The 18,024-nt window shown below is 74.0% G+C and carries 16 protein-coding genes; 12 read left to right on the top strand and 4 right to left on the bottom strand.

Going from position 1 to position 18,024, the window contains the following annotated elements:
- The 4 genes from EV562_RS23620 (at window position 1) to EV562_RS23605 (ending at window position 3,920) form a co-directional block, all read left to right on the top strand.
- On the top strand, window positions 1-330 hold the full coding sequence (locus tag EV562_RS23620) for a rhodanese-like domain-containing protein (RefSeq protein WP_133888872.1): 330 nt from the start codon (window positions 1-3) through the stop codon (window positions 328-330).
- Window positions 331-1,057: 727 nt separating this feature from the next.
- A complete protein-coding gene (locus EV562_RS35665; RefSeq protein WP_243860131.1) occupies window positions 1,058-1,819 on the top strand; it encodes a DUF5819 family protein in 762 nt (253 codons plus the stop codon).
- Window positions 1,816-3,147: an HTTM domain-containing protein gene (locus EV562_RS23610; protein ID WP_243860130.1), complete on the top strand. Its 1,332-nt coding sequence runs from the start codon at window positions 1,816-1,818 to the stop codon at window positions 3,145-3,147. Before EV562_RS35665 ends, EV562_RS23610 begins: the two co-directional genes overlap by 4 nt.
- A complete protein-coding gene (locus EV562_RS23605) occupies window positions 3,144-3,920 on the top strand; it encodes a TrmH family RNA methyltransferase (RefSeq protein WP_133888819.1) in 777 nt (258 codons plus the stop codon). The genes EV562_RS23610 and EV562_RS23605 overlap by 4 nt, the downstream gene beginning before the upstream one ends.
- On the opposite strand, the gene paaN is transcribed toward EV562_RS23605, so the two are convergent.
- Window positions 3,917-5,608 (bottom strand): phenylacetic acid degradation protein PaaN, encoded by a 1,692-nt coding sequence (gene paaN, locus EV562_RS23600; RefSeq protein WP_133888818.1) that lies wholly within the window; start codon window positions 5,606-5,608, stop codon window positions 3,917-3,919. The two genes, EV562_RS23605 and paaN, sit on opposite strands and share 4 nt — an antisense overlap.
- Window positions 5,609-5,800: 192 nt before the next feature.
- On the opposite strand from paaN, the gene EV562_RS23595 reads away from it, so the two are divergent.
- A complete protein-coding gene (locus EV562_RS23595; protein ID WP_133888817.1) occupies window positions 5,801-7,318 on the top strand; it encodes a 3-hydroxyacyl-CoA dehydrogenase in 1,518 nt (505 codons plus the stop codon).
- Window positions 7,315-7,917 carry a TetR/AcrR family transcriptional regulator gene (locus EV562_RS23590; RefSeq protein WP_133888816.1) on the top strand — a complete coding sequence of 201 codons (603 nt, stop codon included), beginning with the start codon at window positions 7,315-7,317 and terminating at the stop codon, window positions 7,915-7,917. Before EV562_RS23595 ends, EV562_RS23590 begins: the two co-directional genes overlap by 4 nt.
- A 189-nt stretch (window positions 7,918-8,106) precedes the next feature.
- On the opposite strand, the gene EV562_RS23585 is transcribed toward EV562_RS23590, so the two are convergent.
- A complete protein-coding gene (locus EV562_RS23585; protein WP_133888871.1) occupies window positions 8,107-8,610 on the bottom strand; it encodes an Lrp/AsnC family transcriptional regulator in 504 nt (167 codons plus the stop codon).
- Between the two features lie 191 nt (window positions 8,611-8,801).
- Between EV562_RS23585 and pdhA the strand changes: the two genes are divergently transcribed.
- From pdhA to EV562_RS23555, 6 genes are all read left to right on the top strand, one after another.
- A complete protein-coding gene (gene pdhA, locus EV562_RS23580) occupies window positions 8,802-9,962 on the top strand; it encodes a pyruvate dehydrogenase (acetyl-transferring) E1 component subunit alpha (protein ID WP_133888815.1) in 1,161 nt (386 codons plus the stop codon).
- Window positions 9,959-10,963 (top strand): alpha-ketoacid dehydrogenase subunit beta, encoded by a 1,005-nt coding sequence (locus EV562_RS23575; RefSeq protein WP_133888814.1) that lies wholly within the window; start codon window positions 9,959-9,961, stop codon window positions 10,961-10,963. The genes pdhA and EV562_RS23575 overlap by 4 nt, the downstream gene beginning before the upstream one ends.
- The gene (locus tag EV562_RS23570) at window positions 10,963-12,426 is read left to right on the top strand and encodes a dihydrolipoamide acetyltransferase family protein (RefSeq protein WP_133888813.1); all 1,464 of its coding nucleotides are present in this window, start codon (window positions 10,963-10,965) and stop codon (window positions 12,424-12,426) included. Before EV562_RS23575 ends, EV562_RS23570 begins: the two co-directional genes overlap by 1 nt.
- Before the next feature lie 223 nt (window positions 12,427-12,649).
- Window positions 12,650-13,552 (top strand): molybdenum cofactor guanylyltransferase, encoded by a 903-nt coding sequence (locus tag EV562_RS23565; RefSeq protein ID WP_133888870.1) that lies wholly within the window; start codon window positions 12,650-12,652, stop codon window positions 13,550-13,552.
- On the top strand, window positions 13,552-14,931 hold the full coding sequence (locus EV562_RS23560) for a molybdopterin molybdotransferase MoeA (RefSeq protein WP_133888812.1): 1,380 nt from the start codon (window positions 13,552-13,554) through the stop codon (window positions 14,929-14,931). Before EV562_RS23565 ends, EV562_RS23560 begins: the two co-directional genes overlap by 1 nt.
- Window positions 14,928-16,025, top strand: a complete 1,098-nt coding sequence (locus EV562_RS23555) for a potassium channel family protein (protein ID WP_133888811.1) — start codon at window positions 14,928-14,930, stop codon at window positions 16,023-16,025. Before EV562_RS23560 ends, EV562_RS23555 begins: the two co-directional genes overlap by 4 nt.
- Window positions 16,026-16,111: 86 nt before the next feature.
- On the opposite strand, the gene EV562_RS23550 is transcribed toward EV562_RS23555, so the two are convergent.
- Together EV562_RS23550 and EV562_RS23545 are read right to left on the bottom strand one after the other, a co-directional pair.
- A complete protein-coding gene (locus tag EV562_RS23550) occupies window positions 16,112-16,960 on the bottom strand; it encodes an ABC transporter permease (RefSeq protein WP_133888810.1) in 849 nt (282 codons plus the stop codon).
- Entirely contained in the window at window positions 16,957-17,979 is a 1,023-nt protein-coding gene (locus EV562_RS23545; RefSeq protein WP_133888809.1) for an ATP-binding cassette domain-containing protein, read from the bottom strand. Before EV562_RS23545 ends, EV562_RS23550 begins: the two co-directional genes overlap by 4 nt.
- Window positions 17,980-18,024 lie beyond the last annotated feature (45 nt).

The following is an 18,024-nucleotide window of genomic DNA, read 5'->3' as shown; positions in this document are numbered from 1 at the left end:
GTGCCCACGGTCGAGGTCGGCGACCTCAAGGACGGCGACTTCCTGCTGGACGTCCGCGAGGACGACGAGTGGCAGGCGGGTCATGCCGCCGGGGCGCTGCACATTCCCCTCAGCGAGTTCGTGGCCCGGTACGGGGAGCTGGCCGAGGCCGCGCCGCAGGACGGCCGGGTGCACGTGCTCTGCCGCGTCGGCGGCCGCTCGGCGCAGGTGACCATGTACCTCGTGCAGCAGGGCGTCGACGCGGTGAACGTCGACGGCGGCATGCAGGAGTGGGCCGCGGCCGGGCGTCCCGTGGTGGACGACAAGGGTGAGCCGGGGCACGTGCTCTGAGCCTCCCCGCCGGACCCGGGTCCCGCGGGGTGTGGTGACGCCCACGGCGTGACCGGTCCGCCGGGGGCTGTGCGGGCGGCCGGTCCTGAGTACCGTTCCCGTTCGAACGTCGCCGAGTGGCCGGGCGGGTGGCGCCGGATGCCCGGTGACGGGGCGGGCGGATGGACGGATCGGCACCGAACGGGGCGGAATGGACGCGTACGACAAGGACTCGGCCGCCCGGCAGGGGCAGAACGGGCCGGACGGCGGGGTGGACGCGGACGCGGAGGGAACCGGCGGTTCCGATGGACCCGCCAGGTCCGAAGGGCCCGCCCGATCCGCCGGGCCCGCCCGATCCGCCGGGTCCGACGAGTCCACTGGGTCCGACGGGCCTGCCGGGTCCACCGGGTCCGACGGGTCTACCGGGTTCGCTGGGTCCGACGTGTCCATTGGGTCCGACGGGTCTACTGGGTTCGCTGGGTCCGACGTGTCCACTGGGTCCGACGGGTCTACCGGGTTCGCTGGGTCCGACGTGTCCATTGGGTCCGACGGGTCTACCGGGTCCGACGGGTCCGACGTGTCTCCTGGGTCCGCCGCGGCCGACGTGACTACCGGGTCCGACGGGACTACCGCGTCCGCCGCGTCCGCCGCGTCCGCCGCGTCCCACGCGTCCGACGCGTCTGACGCGTCCGACGGGCCCGTCCGGTCCACCGGCCCCGTAGGTCCGGTCGCGGAGCCGGAGGCGCCGGTGGGTTCGTCGGGCGCGTCCGGGGCGGCCGGGAGCGCCGCGGCCGTCGTACCGGAACAGGCCGGTGCCGTACATCCCGCGCCGCCTCCCGAACCCCGTGTCGGCGTCGCCGCGCTCTCCCTGCGCTACCAGGTCGGTGCCGTGGTCGCCCTCGCGGTGGTCGCGGTCGCCGTCTGCGCCCACATGGGCCTGGTGTTCCTGCACGTGGCGCCGTCCAACACGCTCACGAAGCAGCACGGCGCCGCGGTGGACGACTGGGTGTTCCCGGAGTTCGAGCAGAACTGGAAGCTCTTCGCCCCCAACCCGCTCCAGCAGAACGTCTCCGTCCAGGTCCGTGCCGAGGTATCCGCGGCGGACGGCGGGATACGGACGACCGGCTGGTACGACCTGTCCGCCGAGGACGGCCGGGCCATCGACGGCAATCCGCTGCCCAGTCACACCCAGCAGAACGAACTGCGCCGGGCCTGGGACTTCTTCGTGGCAAGCCACGACTCCGAGAACCGCCCGGTGGGCCTGCGGGGCGCCCTCGCCGAGACCTACCTGCGGCGCATCGCCGTGCTGCGTCTGGAGCGGTCGGGCGCGGCAGGATCCGGCGACGTCGTCGAGCGGGTCCAGTACCGTTCCCGGACCACGAACGTGGAGCCGCCCTCGTGGAGCGGGGAGAAGGTCTCCGGCCGGCCGTCCGTCCGCGAGCTGCCCTGGTGGTCCGTGGCCGCGGAGACCGCGGGTGCGAGGCCCGGGGCGGAGGGGGGTGCCGCGTGAACGGCGTCGCCCTCTCGGTCTCCCGCGGCGTCGCCCGCGTCACCGGTTCCGCGCTCGGCCCGTACCAGACCGCCGTGGTCCGCATCGGCTTCAGCGCCACCTGGCTGCTCTTCCTGCTGCGCGAACTGCCCCACCGGGGCGAGCTGTACGGACCGGACGGGCCCTGGAGCCACGAACTCGCCGAGCAGATGATCGCGGACAACGGCGCCTTCACGGTGCTGATGTGGTCGGACGGACGGATCTGGTTCGAGGTCGTCTACGCGCTCGCCGTGCTGAGCAGTGTGCTGCTTCTGCTGGGCTGGCGCACCCGGACCATGTCCGTGCTGTTCATGGTCGGCGTGCTCTCGCTGCAGAACCGCAGCGTGTTCATGGGGGACGGCGGCGACAACGTCGTGCACCTGATGAGCGTCTACCTGGTGCTCACCCGGTGCGGCCGGGTGTGGTCGCTGGACGCGCGTCGTGCCGCGCGGGCGGCGGTGGCACGCGCGCGCGGTGAGCGGGTCGTGGACCGGGCCGGGCCTGTGCTGTGGTGCGTCTTCGGGTTCCTGCTGGTCACGGTGACGGCGGCGGGCCTCCTCGACGGCGACTGGTTCGTCCCGGCCCTGCTGTGGGCGGTGTGGGCCGCGCTGGGGCTGTGGTGGGCCGTGGGACGGGGTGCGGAGGGCAGCCAGCCGCGGATCCTGCTGGACGTGGTGACCAACACCGTGCACAACGGCGCGCTGCTCGTGATCATGGCCGAGGCGTGTCTCATCTACGCGACGGCGGGCTGGTACAAGATCCAGGGTTCGCGCTGGCAGGACGGCACGGCCGTGTACTACCCGCTGCACCTGGACTACTTCTCGCCGTGGCCCGCGCTCTCCGACGCGCTCGCGGCCAACGGCACGCTGGTCATGCTCATCACGTACGGCACGGTCGCGGTGCAGGTCGCCTTCCCGTTCACGCTGCTCAACCGGCGGGTCAAGAACGTGCTGCTGGCGGCGATGATGCTGGAGCACGCGGTGATCGCGGTGACGCTCGGGCTGCCGTTCTTCTCGCTGGCGATGATCGCCGCCGACGCGGTCTTCCTGCCGACCGCGCTCCTGCGCCGGCTGGGCGGCCTGGCGGCACGCGCGCGGGCCCGGCTGACCGGCCGGGGGCGGCTCGCGGGACCGGCGGGAGTGACGGGAGGGCCCGGGGGCGGCGGTACGGCGAGGGTGCCGGGGCCCAGGACCCGGGAGGGCGAGGGGGCCGGCACGGCGGAGTGCGGGGGCGGACCGGGCGGCGAGGACGAGATCGGCGAGCAGGGCGGGAAGGGCCCCGGTGACCCGCACGTAGGCTTCCGGGCATGAGCGATCCCGCCCCCGGCCCACCGGCCGCCTGGCACCTGCACGCCGACCGGTGCGTGCTGCTGGACGGTTTCCACGCCCTCAAGCACGCGCTGCGCTTCGGCGCCGAGGTACCGGTGGCCGTGACCAGTGACCGGGCGGCAGCCCTGGCCCTCGCCGACGAGCTGGCGCCGGACGTGCGCGGGACGCTGGCGGGGCTGCTGACGGAGGTGTCGCGGGAGGCGTACGCGTCGCTCGTCGCCCGCCCGCACCCCACGGCGGTGGCCGCCCTGGCCGTCCGGCCCTCGCGCGCGGCGGGCCGGGAAGCACTGGCGCGCACACCGCGCCGCGCCCCCGTCGTCGTCCTCGACCAGCCGCGCAACCTCGGCAACGCGGGGGCCGTGATCCGGCTGGCCGCCGGGTTCGGGGCGACCGGCGTGGTCACCACCGGCACCCTCGACCCCTGGCACCCCACGGTGGTGCGCGGCGGGGCGGGGCTCCACTTCGCGACCGTCGTCGAGCGGCTGGAGGTCGCCGAGCTGCCGGCCGGGCCGGTGTTCGCACTGGACCCGGAGGGCGAGGACATCCGGGGAACGCGGCTGCCGGACGACGCGCTGCTCGCGTTCGGCTCCGAGCGCAGCGGGCTCACGCGGGAGCTGCGGGCGCGGGCCGATCACCTGGTGGCGCTGCCGATGCGCCCCCAGGTCTCCAGCTACAACCTCGCGACCAGTGTGGCCATGACGCTGTACCACTGGAGCGCGGCCGGGGGCGCACCACTCGGGTCCGGCTCCCCCTAGGCCGGCCGGCGGACCTCCACCACCCGGAAGCGGTTCGCGACGAACGCGCCGTCGCACAGGGCCGCGTTGGCCGCCGGGTTGCCGCCGGAACCGTGGAAGTCGGAGAAGGCGGCCGTCTGGTTGACGTACACCCCGCCGGTGAGGTTCAGGGAGAGCTGGGCCGCCTCGTCCAGGCAGACCTCCTGCACGGCCTCCTCGACCTCCGGGTCGGTCGTGTAGGCGCCGACCGTCATCGCGCCCTTCTCGCGGATGCTGCGGCGCAGCAGCTGGACGGCACGGTCGGCGGAGTCGACGGCGACGGCGAAGGAGACGGGGCCGAAGCACTCGCTGGTGTAGGCGGCCTCGTCCTCGGGCTTGGCGGCGTCCAGCTTGACGATCACCGGGGTGCGCACCACCGCTCCCGGGAACTCCGGGTTGGTGATCTCGCGGGAGGCGAGGGCGACCTCGCCGAGGCCCGCGGCGGCCTCCAGGCGGGCCTTGACGTCCGGGTTGACGATCGCGCCGAGCAGGGCGTTCGCGCGGGCGTCGTCGCCGAGGAGGCCGTCGACGGCGCGGGCGAGGTCGGCGGTGACCTCGTCGTAGGTCTTGGCGCCCTGGTCGGTGCGGATGCCGTCACGGGGGATCAGCAGGTTCTGCGGGGTGGTGCACATCTGGCCGCTGTACAGGGAGAGCGAGAAGGCCAGGTTGGCGAGCATGCCCTTGTAGTCGTCGGTGGACTCCACGAGGACCGTGTTGACGCCGGCCTTCTCCGTGTACACCTGCGCCTGGTGGGCGTGGGACTCCAGCCAGTCGCCGAAGGCGGTGGAGCCGGTGTAGTCGATGATCCGGATCTCGGGGCGGGTCGCCAGGGTCTTGGCGATGCCCTCGCCCGGGCGCTCGGCGGCCAGCGCCACCAGGTTCGGGTCGAAGCCCGCCTCGGTGAGGACGCCGCGGGCGACCTGGACGGTGAGGGCGAGCGGCAGTACCGCGCGCGGGTGGGGCTTGACCAGGACCGCGTTGCCCGTCGCCAGGGAGGCGAACAGGCCCGGGTAGCCGTTCCACGTCGGGAAGGTGTTGCAGCCGATGACCAGGCCGATGCCGCGCGGGACCGGCGTGAACCGCTTGGTCATCGCGAGCGGGTCGCGCTTGCCCTGCGGCTTGGTCCACTCCGCGGTCTCCGGCGTGCGGGACTGCTCCACGTACGCGTAGGCCACGGCCTCCATGCCGCGGTCCTGGGCGTGCGGGCCGCCCGCCTGGAAGGCCATCATGAAGGCCTGTCCGGAGGTGTGCATGACCGCCTGGGCGAACTCCATGGTCCGGTCGGCGATCCGCCGCAGGATCTCCAGGCAGACCATCGCGCGCAGCTCCGCGCCCGCGTCCCGCCACGCCTTCTGGCCGGCCTTCATGGCGGGCAGCAGGACGTCGAGGTCCGCGTGCGGGTACTCCACGCCCAGCTCCACGCCGTACGGGGAGACCTCGCCGCCGACCCAGCCGTCGGTGCCGGGCTGGCCGAGGTCGAGGCGGGTGCCGAGCAGGGCGTCGAAGGCGGCCTTGCCCGCGGCCGTGTCCAGGCTGCCGTTCTCCCCGTAGGCCTTGGGGTGCTCGGGGTGGGGGGACCAGTACGCGCGCGTGCGGATCGTCTCCAGCGCCAGGTCCAGGGTCGGCCGGTGCCGGTCGATCAGCTGGTGTGCGGTGAGTTCGGCGGCCATGCGGGACCAACTCCTCGTCTCTCACGGACCGGCCGGCGCGCCGTCGATGCTCGTCGACGGTCGGACGAGTCCGTGGACCTGGGGGGAAACCTGGGCGGAATCAGGCGGACACGGCTAGAGTAACCGAACGATCGGTCGGGACAAGGGGGTCCGCCGCATCTGTGGAAAACCCCGTGCGGGAGGATCGCGCACATGACAGCACTCGACCTCAGCAGCCCCGTGGCCGTCGTCGGCACCGGCACCATGGGCCAGGGCATCGCCCAGGTGGCGCTGGTCGCGGGCCACCCCGTCCGGCTGTACGACGCCGCCCCGGGGCGCGCCGGGGAAGCGGCCGACGCGATCGGCGCCCGGCTCGACCGGCTCGTCGAGAAGGGCCGCCTCACCGACGCCGAACGGGTCGCCGCCCGGGCCAGGCTCGCGCCCGCCGCGACCCTGGACGCCCTCGCCGACTGCGCGCTGGTCGTCGAGGCGGTCGTGGAGCGGCTGGACGTCAAGCAGGAGCTGTTCCGCGCGCTGGAGGACGTCGTCGGCGACGACTGCCTGCTCGCCACCAACACCTCCTCCCTCTCCGTCACCGCCGTCGCCGGCGCGCTGCGCGAGCCCGGCCGCTTCGTCGGCCTGCACTTCTTCAACCCCGCGCCGCTGCTGCCGCTGGTGGAGGTGATCTCCGGATTCGCCACCGACCCCGCGTCGGCCACGCGCGCGTACGAGACGGCCCGCGCCTGGGGCAAGACCCCGGTCGCCTGCGCCGACACCCCCGGCTTCATCGTCAACCGCGTCGCCCGCCCCTTCTACGCCGAGGCCCTCGCGGTCTTCGAGGAGCAGGGCGCGGACCCGGCCACCATCGACGCCGTGCTGCGCGAGTCGGGCGGCTTCAGGATGGGCGCCTTCGAGCTGACCGACCTCATCGGGCAGGACGTCAACGAGTCGGTCACGCACTCCGTGTGGACCTCCTTCTTCCAGGACGTGCGCTTCGCCCCGTCCCTCGCCCAGCGCCGGCTGGTGGAGTCCGGCCGGCTCGGCCGCAAGAGCGGACAGGGCTGGTACGACTACCGCGACGGCGCCGGGCGGCCCGAGCCGCGCACCGCCGGACCGGCCGAGGCGCCGGCGTACGTCGTCGTCGAGGGCGACCTGGGGCCGGCCGCCGCGCTCCCCGGGCTGATCCGCGAGGCGGGCGTCGAGGTCCGCGAGAAGGACTCCGGCAGCGGCGGGCGGCTCGTCCTGCCCGGCGGCGGACAGCTCCTGCTCGCCGACGGCCGCACCACCGCGGAGCTGGGCGACACCGTCCACTTCGACCTCGCCCTCGACTACCGCCGCGCCACCCGCGTCGCCCTGTCCGCCGCTCCCGGCACACCGCGCGGGACGCTCGACGGGGCCACGGGGCTCTTCCAGGCGCTGGGCAAGCAGGTCAGCGTCATCGGTGACGTCCCGGGCATGATCGTCGCCCGGACCGTCGCGCGGATCGTCGACCTGGCGCACGACGCCGTCGCCAAGGGCGTCGCCACCGAGGAGGACGTCGACACCGCGATGCGTCTGGGTGTCAACTACCCGCTGGGGCCCCTCGAGTGGGGCCGTGCGCTCGGCCCTGCGTGGGTGTACGCGCTCCTCGTCGAGCTGCACCGGCGTGACGTCGCGGGCCGCTGCGCCCCGTCCCTCGCGCTGTTCCGCCACGCGCACGCAGTCGACGCCACCGGAGGCAGCCGCCCATGACCACCGCCAAGCGGGACACGTACACGCCCGAGACGCTGCTGTCCGTCGCCGTGCAGGTCTTCATCGAGCGCGGCTACGACGGCACCTCCATGGAGCACCTGTCCAAGGCGGCGGGGATCTCCAAGTCGTCGATATACCACCACGTCACGGGCAAGGAGGAGCTGCTGCGCCGGGCCGTGAGCCGGGCCCTGGACGAGCTCTTCGGGATCCTCGACGAGGAGCACGCGCGCGTGGGGTCCGCCGCCGAGCGCCTGGAGTACGTCGTACGGCGCATGGTCGAGGTGCTGATGGCCGAGCTGCCCTACGTCACGCTGCTGCTGCGGGTGCGCGGCAACACCGGCACCGAGCGGTGGGCGCTGGAGCGGCGGCGCGAGTTCGACCACCGGGTCGCCGCTCTGCTGAAGGACGCGGCGGCCGAGGGGGACGTGCGCGCCGACGTGGAGGTGCGGCTCGCCACCCGCCTCGTCTTCGGCATGATCAACTCGATCGTCGAGTGGTACCGGCCCGACGGTCCCGACGGCCGGGGCGGCACCGGCGAGCGCGAGGTGGCCGACGCGGTGGCGCGGCTGGTGTTCGGCGGGCTGCGCAGGGCCACCTGAGCCGCGCAGGGCCACCTGAGCCGCGCAGGGCCACCTGAGCCGCGCAGGGCCACCTGAGCCGCGCAGAGCCACCTGAGCCGCGCTGGGCCTCTTGGGCCGCGCTGGGCCTCTTGGCCGCGCGGAGCCTCTCGGGCCGCGCGGGACCTCTTCAGCCGGACGGGCTCCGGCCGCGCCCGGCCGGCCCGCGGATCAGCTCTGCGGTTCGAGGTCCTCGGTCTCGAAGACCAGCAGGGTGCGGGTGCTGAGCACCTCCGGGATGGCCTGGAGGCGGCTGAGCACCAGCTCGCGCAGGGCCCGGTTGTCCGGGGTGTGCACCAGCAGCAGGACGTCGAAGTCGCCGCCCACCAGGGCGATGTGCGAGGCCCCGGGGAGTTTGCGCAATTCTGCGCGGACCGTGCGCCAGGAATTCTGGACGATCTTCAGGGTGATGTAGGCCGAGGTGCCGTGCCCGGCGCGCTCGTGGTCGACGCGGGCGCCGAAACCGCGGATGACGCCGTCCTCGACCAGCCGGTTGATGCGCGCGTAGGCGTTCGCGCGCGAGACGTGCACCCGCTCCGCGACCGACCGTATGGACGCGCGGCCGTCCGCCTGCAGCATGCGCAGGATGTCCTGGTCGATGGAGTCCAGAGGGCGCGCGGGCGGCGCGGTGCCCGCCTCGTCCGGGCCGCCGCCCCCGTCGGGGCGGTCGGCCATTTGTTCAGATGCCACGTGCCCCCGCCTTCCCCTGATGGACGTCCTGCGTCCATCTCAGGCTGTGGAGAACCGTTTGTCCACAGCCTGGGGCCGCCTGTAGCCAAAATGTGCCGACGACCGAACAATCGGTAGGTGAGGCCCGTCACACACCCGTGACGAGCCCGGAGCCACTCCCACGAGGAGGTGCCGTCATGACGGTCATGGAGCAGCGGGGCGCGTACCGGCCCACACCGCCGCCCGCCTGGCAGCCCCGTACCGACCCCGCGCCGCTGCTCCCCGACGTGGAGCCGTACCGCGTCCTCGGCACGAAGGCCGCGGACCGCGTCGACCCCGGGCTGCTGCGCACGCTGTACGCCCGGCTGGTGCGCGGCCGTCGTTACAACGCGCAGGCCACGGCGCTCACCAAGCAGGGCCGGCTGGCCGTCTATCCCTCCAGCACCGGCCAGGAGGCGTGCGAGATCGCCGCCGCGCTGGCCCTGGAGGAGCGGGACTGGCTCTTCCCCAGCTACCGCGACACCCTCGCCGTCGTCTCGCGCGGCGTCGACCCGGTCGAGGCCCTCACCCTGCTGCGGGGTGACTGGCACACCGGCTACGACCCCTACGAGCACCGGGTCGCCCCGCTGTCCACGCCGCTGGCCACCCAGCTCCCGCACGCCGTGGGTCTCGCCCACGCCGCCCGGCTCAAGGGCGACGACGTGGTCGCGCTGGCCATGGTCGGCGACGGCGGCACCAGCGAGGGCGACTTCCACGAGGCGCTGAACTTCGCCGCCGTCTGGCGGGCCCCCGTCGTCTTCCTCGTGCAGAACAACGGCTTCGCGATCTCCGTGCCGCTCGACAAGCAGACCGCCGCCCCGTCGCTGGCCCACAAGGCCGTCGGCTACGGGATGCCCGGCCGCCTGGTCGACGGCAACGACGCGGCGGCGGTGCACGAGGTCCTCTCCGACGCCGTACGGCACGCGCGGGCGGGCGGCGGCCCCACGCTGGTGGAGGCGGTGACGTACCGCGTCGACGCGCACACGAACGCCGACGACGCCACGCGCTACCGGGGCGACGCCGAGGTGGAGGCCTGGCGCGGGCACGACCCGGTCGCGTTGCTGGAGCGGGAGCTGACGGAGCGGGGCCTGCTCGACGAGGACGGCATCCGCGGCGCCCGTGAGGAGGCCGAGGTCATGGCCGCCGACCTGCGCGCCCGGATGAACGCGGACCCGGAGCTGGACCCGCTGGAGCTGTTCGCCCACGTCTACGCCGAGCCCACACCGCAGCTGCGCGAGCAGCAGGCCCAGCTGCGCGCCGAACTGGAGGCGGAGGCCGAGGCGGATTCCGCGGCCGCTCCGCAGGGGGGACACCGATGACCACCGTCGCCGCCAAGCCGGCCACCATGGCGCAGGCCCTCACGCGCGCGCTGCGCGACGCCATGGCCGCCGACCCGGGCGTGCACGTCCTGGGCGAGGACGTGGGCACCCTCGGCGGTGTCTTCCGCGTCACCGACGGACTCGCGGCGGAGTTCGGCGCGGACCGCTGCACGGACACCCCGCTCGCCGAGGCCGGCATCCTCGGCACGGCCGTGGGCATGGCGATGTACGGGCTGCGCCCGGTCGTCGAGATGCAGTTCGACGCCTTCGCCTACCCGGCGTTCGAGCAGGTCGTCAGCCACGTCACCAAGATGCGCAACCGCACCCGCGGCAAGATGCCCCTGCCGCTGACCATCCGCGTCCCCTACGGCGGCGGGATCGGCGGCGTCGAGCACCACAGCGACTCGTCCGAGGCGTACTACATGGCGACTCCGGGGCTCCATGTCGTCACGCCCGCGACGGTCGCCGACGCCTACGGACTGCTGCGCCGCTCCATCGCCTCCGACGACCCGGTGGTCTTCCTCGAACCCAAGAGGCTCTACTGGTCGAAGGACACCTGGAACCCGGAGGAGCCGGCGCCCGTGGAACCGGTGGGCCGCGCGGTCGTGCGGCGCTCCGGCCGGAGCGCCACGCTCATCACGTACGGGCCGTCGCTGGCCGTCTGCATGGAGGCGGCCGAGGCAGCCCGGGCCGAGGGCTGGGACCTCGAAGTCGTCGATCTGCGCTCCCTGGTGCCGTTCGACGACGAGACGGTGTGCGCTTCGGTGCGGCGGACGGGACGCGCGGTCGTCGTCCACGAGTCGGGTTCCTTCGGGGGCCCGGGCGGGGAGATCGCGGCCCGGGTCACGGAGCGCTGCTTCCACCACCTGGAGGCGCCGGTGCTGCGGGTGGCCGGTTTCGACATCCCGTATCCTCCGCCGATGCTGGAGCGTCACCACCTGCCCGGTGTGGACCGCATCCTGGACGCCGTGGGGCGCCTGCAGTGGGAGGCCGAGAGCTGATGGCACACGCTTCTGACGGGCACAGCCTGGAGTTCAAGCTGCCCGACCTCGGTGAGGGGCTCACCGAGGCGGAGATCGTCCGCTGGCTGGTCGAGGTCGGTGACGTGGTCGTCGTCGACCAGCCGGTCGTCGAGGTCGAGACCGCCAAGGCGATGGTCGAGGTGCCCTGCCCCTACGGCGGTGTGGTCACCGCCCGCTTCGGCGAGGAGGGCACGGAGCTGCCCGTCGGGGCGCCGCTGGTGACCGTGGCGGTGGACGGGGCCGGGGCGGCCGCAGCCGGGGGACCGGCGCGGGAGTCCGGTGCGGGGGCCGCCGGGACACCGGCCGCCGAGCCGTCGGGGGCCGCGGAGAAGGCGGACGGCAAGACGGAGGGCTCCGGCAACGTCCTGGTCGGCTACGGCACCTCCGAGGCGCCCGCGCGGCGGCGCAGGGTGCGGCCCGGCCGGCCGGCGGCCACCGGCCCGTCCGGGCGGGCGAACGGCCGGACCCTTCCGGCGGAGCCGGCGGGCGGACAGGTCCGCACGGCCGAGCCGGTGGACGGTCCGGTGCCGGTCATCTCCCCGCTGGTGCGCAGGCTGGCCCGGCAGAACGACCTGGACCTGCGCGAGCTGACCGGTTCAGGGCCGGAGGGGCTGATCCTGCGGGCGGACGTGGAGTACGCGCTGCGCGCCGCCGCCGCACGGGGCGGTCGTACGGCGGACCCGGCGGCGGGGACGAGCGGGGAGCAGGTCGCCGCGTCCGTCACCTCGGCCCCTTCCGTCACCTCCGCCTCTCCCGGCACCCGCGTCCCCCTCAGGGGCGTGCGCGGCGCCGTCGCCGACAAGCTCTCCCGCAGCCGGCGCGAGATCCCGGACGCCACCTGCTGGGTGGACGCCGACGCGACCGAGCTGATGCGTGCGCGCACGGCGATGAACGCGTCCGGCGGGCCGAAGATCTCCCTGGTCGCCCTGCTGGCCCGGATCTGCACCGCCGCCCTGGCCCGTTTCCCCGAGCTGAACTCGACGGTCGACACCGAGGCCCGGGAGATCGTCCGGCTCGACGGGGTCCACCTCGGCTTCGCCGCGCAGACGGACCGCGGGCTGGTCGTGCCGGTGGTCCGGGACGCGCACGCGCGGGACGCCGAGTCGCTCACCGCGGAGTTCGCCCGGCTCACCGAGGCGGCCCGCGCGGGCCGGCTGACGCCGGGGGAGCTGACCGGCGGCACCTTCACGCTGAACAACTACGGCGTCTTCGGCGTCGACGGCTCCACACCGATCATCAACCACCCCGAGGCGGCCATGCTCGGCGTCGGCCGGATCGTCCCCAAGCCCTGGGTGCACGAGGGCGAGTTGGCGGTGCGTCAGGTCGTGCAGCTGTCGCTCACCTTCGACCACCGGGTGTGCGACGGCGGCACGGCGGGTGGTTTCCTGCGGTACGTGGCGGACTGCGTGGAACAGCCGGCGGTGCTGCTGCGGACCCTGTGACGGGAGCGACGGCACGCCCCGGGCGCCGACGGGTTCGCAGCCACCGGGATCGCGCGGGCTCCCTCACATTCCCTGTGATCGCGCCGGGCCCCATACTCGGGGGGTGACCGCGAACGAGCCCGTCGGCGCCCCGGGTGCCGGCCGCGACCCCGCACCGGAATCCGATGCCGGGCCGGGCCGGGACCCCGAGCCGGGTCCCGGCCCCGCCGGGTACGACGCCGTGGTGCTCGCGGGCGGGGCCGCCCGGAGGCTGGGCGGCGCGGACAAACCGGGGCTGCGGGTGGGCGGGCGCGCGCTCCTGGACCGGGTGCTCGCCGCCTGCGACGGAGCGCGGAGCACCGTCGTCGTCGCCGATCCCCGGCCCACCGCGCGTCCGGTGACCTGGGCGCGCGAGGACCCGCCCGGCGGCGGACCGCTCGCCGCCCTCGCCGCCGGACTGCGCCGCACCGCGGCGGAGCACGTCGTGGTGCTCTCCGCCGACCTGCCGTTCCTCGCCGGGCCGACCGTGGGGCGGCTGCTGTCGGCCCTCGCCGCCGGCGACGCCGACGGCGTGCTGCTCACCGACGCCGACGGCCGCGACCAGCCCCTCGTCGCCGCCTACCGCGCGCCCGCACTCCGCCGCGAACTGGCCGCGCTCGCCCGCGAGCGGGCAGAACGGGCAGCCGGGCCGGACCTCACCGGACTGCCGCTGCGCCGCCTGACCGGCGCTCTGCGCCTCACTCGACTCCCGGACGCCGTCGCGTCCTTCGACTGCGACACCTGGGACGACATCGCCACCGCAAGGGCACGCATCAGGGAGCATGGTCACGTGTTGGATGAATGGATTTCCGCAGCCAAGGACGAGTTGGGCATCGACCTGGACGTCGACACCAAGCTCCTGCTCGATCTCGCGCGCGACGCCGCCCACGGAGTGGCCAGGCCGGCGGCCCCGCTGACCACCTTCCTCGTCGGTTACGCGGCCGGCCGGGCGGGCGGCGGTCCCGAGGCCGTCGCCGCAGGCGCCCGCAAGGCCGCGGCGCTCGCGCTGCGCTGGGCCGAGGAGGCGGCGGGGCCCGCACCCGCCCCCGCGAAGGACCGGTCCGACCCGGCACCCGGCGCCACCCCCGACGCCCGCCCGGACGCGTGATGACCTCCCCCGGCACGCGGGCCGACGAGGAAGCGGACGACCTCGACGTCGAGGAGGCGCTCGCCCTCGTGCAGGAGAATCCCGGCCCCGCCCACCGCGAGCCCCGCGGCCAGGGTGCACCCGTCCCCCGGCACCAGGACGAGCAGCGGCACGGGCGGGCGGACCACCACCGCGCGATCCCGTGGCCCGAGGCCCGGACGACCGCCGAGCGGACGGCCCGCGCCGCCGCCCGTGCCGTCCGCCGCACCCCGGTCTCCGTGCCGCTCGACGCGGCCCTCGGCCTCACCCTGGCCGCGCCGCTGGCCGCCCTCACCGACCTGCCCTCCTTCGACAGTTCGGCGATGGACGGCTGGGCCGTCGCGGGGCCGGGTCCCTGGACGGTGCGCGACGAGGGCGTCCTCGCCGGCCACGCGGAACCCGATCCCCTCACCGACGGCGAGGCCGTCCGCATCGCCACCGGCGCACGGATCCCCCCGGACACCACCGCCGTACTGCGCACCGAGCACGGGCGCGGCGACGAACGCGGCCGGCTGCACCCCGTCCGCGAGGTCGTGCACGGCCAGGACATCCGCCCGCGCGGCCAGGAGTGCCGCAGCGGCGAGCAGTTGCTGCCCGTCGGCACCCTGGCGACCCCGGCGGTACTGGGCCTCGCGGCGGCCGCCGGGTACGACACCCTCACCGCGGTCCCCCGTCCCCGCGTCGACGTCCTCGTCCTCGGTGACGAACTGCTCACCGCGGGCCTCCCGCACGACGGGCTGATCCGGGACGCGCTCGGCCCGATGCTGCCGCCCTGGCTGCGCGCCCTGGGCGCCGAGGTCCGCACCGTCCGCCGGATCGGCGACGACGCCGAGGCGCTGCACCGCGCGGTCACGACCTCCGAGGCCGACCTGATCGTCACGACCGGCGGCACCGCCGCGGGCCCCGTCGACCACGTCCACCCGACCCTGCGCCGGATCGGCGCCGAACTCCTCGTGGACGGCGTCAAGGCGCGCCCCGGACACCCCATGCTGCTGGCCCGCCTCAAGGACGACCAGCACCTCGTCGGACTCCCCGGCAACCCCCTCGCCGCCGTCTCCGGACTGCTCACCCTCGCCGAGCCGCTGCTGCGCACCCTCGCCGCGCGCCCGGCGCCCGAGCCGTACACGCTGCCGCTGCGGGACGCGGTGCACGGGCATCCGCACGACACCCGGCTCGTGCCCGTCGTCCTGCGCGGTGAGGGGGCCGTGCCGCTGCGCTACAACGGCCCGGCGATGCTGCGCGGCATCGCGGCCGCCGACGCGCTGGCCGTCGTACCGCCGGGCGGTGCGCGGCCGGGGCAGGAGACCGAGCTGCTCGACCTGCCCTGGGCGACCGCTGGGATCGGGGTGTGTTTCACGTGAAACTTCCGGGCCATGACGCGATCGCCCGCCAGGCGAACGAACATCTGGTGCCGCACAAGGTGAAGCTCCCCAGGAAGCTGGTGGAGCACCCGTTCCGGCAGGTCGCCAAGCGGCTGTCCATCGCGCTGGTGGTCCTCGTGGTGACGGCCGTCGTCGTGTATGTCGACCACGACGGTTACACCGACAACTCCGACGGTTCCCTGGATCTCCTCGACGCCTTCTACTACGCCACCGTCACCCTCTCCACCACCGGGTACGGCGACATCACGCCCGTCAGCGACTCCGCCCGGCTGACCAACATCTTCGTCATCACGCCCCTGCGCGTGCTGTTCCTGATCATCCTGGTCGGCACCACGCTGGAAGCCCTCACCGAGCGCACTCGGGAGGAGTGGCGCCTGAACCGCTGGAGGTCCGCCTTGCGCGATCACACCGTCGTCGTCGGCTTCGGAACCAAGGGACGGTCGGCGATCCAGACCGTCTGTGCGACCGGGCTGCGCAAGGACCAGGTCGTCGTGGTCGACCCCAGCGGGAAGGCCATCGAGGCCGCGACGGCCCACGGCTACGCGGGTGTGGTCGGTGACGCGACCCGCAGCGACGTGCTCAACCGGGCCGAGGCGTACCGGGCGAAGCAGATCATCATCGCCACCCAGCGCGACGACACGGCGGTGCTGGTCACGCTGACGGCCCGGCAGCTCAACCGCGGCGCGAAGATCGTGGTCGCGGTCCGCGAGGAGGAGAACGCGCCGCTGCTGAAGCAGTCCGGTGCCGACGCCGTGATCACCAGCGCCAGCGCCGCGGGGCGGCTGCTCGGGCTCTCCGTGCTCAGTCCCGCCGCCGGCATGGTCATGGAGGACCTGATCAGCCAGGGCAGCGGACTCGACCTCATCGAACGGCCCGTCATAAAGGCCGAGGTGGGCAAGAACCCGCGGGAGGTGGACGACCTCGTGGTGAGCGTGATCCGCGGTCACCGGGTCCTGGGGTACGACGACTCGGCCCTCGGCGGGCTGGAGTTGACGGACCGCCTGATCACGATCGTACGGGCGACGCCGGCCACCCATGTGGCACCCGACGCCCGCCCGCTTCCCCGCGACTGAGCCGATCCACGCGGCTGGCCCGCCCGCTTCACCCGCGACCGGGCCGCTTCTCGCGGCCCGGTCGCGGGCCCGCTCCCCGGGTCCCGCTACTTGCGGTTGTAGAGCCGCATCGTGACCGGGCCGAAGACCAGCACGAACAGGCCCGCCCAGCCCAGCGTCCAGGCGATCTCGGCGCCGGGCCAGTCGCCCGCCATCAGACCGCGCACCGCGGACGCCAGGTGGGTGATGGGGCTGTTGTTCACGAAGGCCTGCAGCCAGCCCGGCATGGTCTTCGGGTCGACGAAGACGTTGGACAGGAAGGTGAGCGGGAAGATCACCATCATGCTGACGCTCATCACCGACTTCTCGGTGCGCAGCATCAGTCCGAACATCGTCCAGATCCACGAGAAGGCGAACGAGAAGAGCAGCAGGAGCGCGATCCCGGCGACCACGCCGACGAACCCGCCGTCGGGCCGGTAGCCGAGCAGCAGCCCGACGGAGAGCATGACGACGGACGCGATGGTGTAGCGCAGCGCGTCGCCGAGCAGATAGCCGATCATCGCCGAGGGCCGCCAGATGGGCAGCGAGCGGATGCGGTCGAAGACGCCCTTCTCGATGTCGATGTTCACCGAGACCCCGGTGTACATCGTGATCATCACGACCGACATCACGAGGATGCCCGGCAGCACGAACTGGATGTAGTCACCGGGCGAACCGGCCAGCGCACCGCCGAAGAGGTACGTGAACATCAGCAGGTTCATGATCGGGAAGGCGGTGACGTCGAAGAGCTGCTCGGGCACGTGCTTGATCTTGAGGATCGCGCGCCAGCCGAACGTCAGCGACGTGGACAGGGCGCTGGGCCGCGGCGGCCGCTCCCTGGTGACCAGCAGGGCCGCCAGGGACTCGGTGCTGACCGGGGTGAGTTCCTTGTTCTCGGTGCTCGTGGCCGTGCTCATGCCGCCACCTCGCCCTTCGTGTCGGTGCCGGTGCCGGCGTCGGTGTGCCGGCCGGTGTCGTGCCCGGTCAGCGCCAGGAAGACCTCGTCGAGGCTCGGCTGCCCCAGGGAGAAGCTGTCGACGGTGATGCCGGCCCGGGCCAGCTCACCGAGTGCCTTGGCGGCCTGGTCGGCTGCGGTGTCGCCGGCCGCCGCCGCGAGGCGCGCGGTCACCGCCACCGGGTCGGGCTCCAGCTGCACCTCGGCGACCAGCAGGTTCCGCAGCACCCGCTCGGCCTCGGGCCGCTCCTCCGCGTCCCGCAGCCGCAGATGGACGGAGCCGGCGCCGACGGAGGCCTTCAGCTCGCCCTTGGTGCCCTCGGCGATCACCCGGCCCTTGTCGATGACGGCGATCCGGGATGCCAGCTGGTCGGCCTCGTCCAGGTACTGGGTGGTCAGCAGCACGGTCGTGCCCTGGGCGACGACCGCGCGCACGATGTCCCACACCTGGTTGCGGCTGCGCGGGTCGAGGCCGGTGGTCGGTTCGTCGAGGAAGAGCAGGTCCGGGGTGTTGAGGATGGAGGCGGCGATGTCGATGCGCCGCCGCATGCCGCCGGAGTAGTGCTTGACCTGCTTCGCCGCGGCGTCCGTCAGCCCGAAGGCGGCCAGCAGCTGCTCGCCCCGCTCGCGGGCCGCGGCCTTGCCGTGCCCGAGGAGGCGGCCCAGCAGGACCAGGTTCTCGGTGCCGGTGAGGTCCTCGTCCACGGACGCGTACTGCCCGGTGAGGCTCACCCGGCCGCGGACCTCGTCGGCCTCGCGCACGACGTCGTGGCCGAAGACGCGGGCCCGGCCGTCGTCCGGGCGCAGCAGGGTGGCGAGCATCTTCACCGTGGTGGTCTTGCCGGCGCCGTTCGGCCCGAGGACGCCGTAGACCGTGCCGGCCGGCACCGCGAGGTCCACCGCGTCCACGGCCCGGGTCTCACCGAACGTCTTCACCAGTCCCGAGGTCTCGATGGCGAGGCCGGACGTGTGCGTGCTCATGCTGTGGGTCCTTCCGGGGCCGGAGTACGCGTTCTTGGGCTACGC

Source organism: Streptomyces sp. BK208 (assembly GCF_004364245.1).
GTDB lineage: Bacteria > Actinomycetota > Actinomycetes > Streptomycetales > Streptomycetaceae > Streptomyces.
This window is presented reverse-complemented; position numbering and strand designations above follow the sequence as displayed.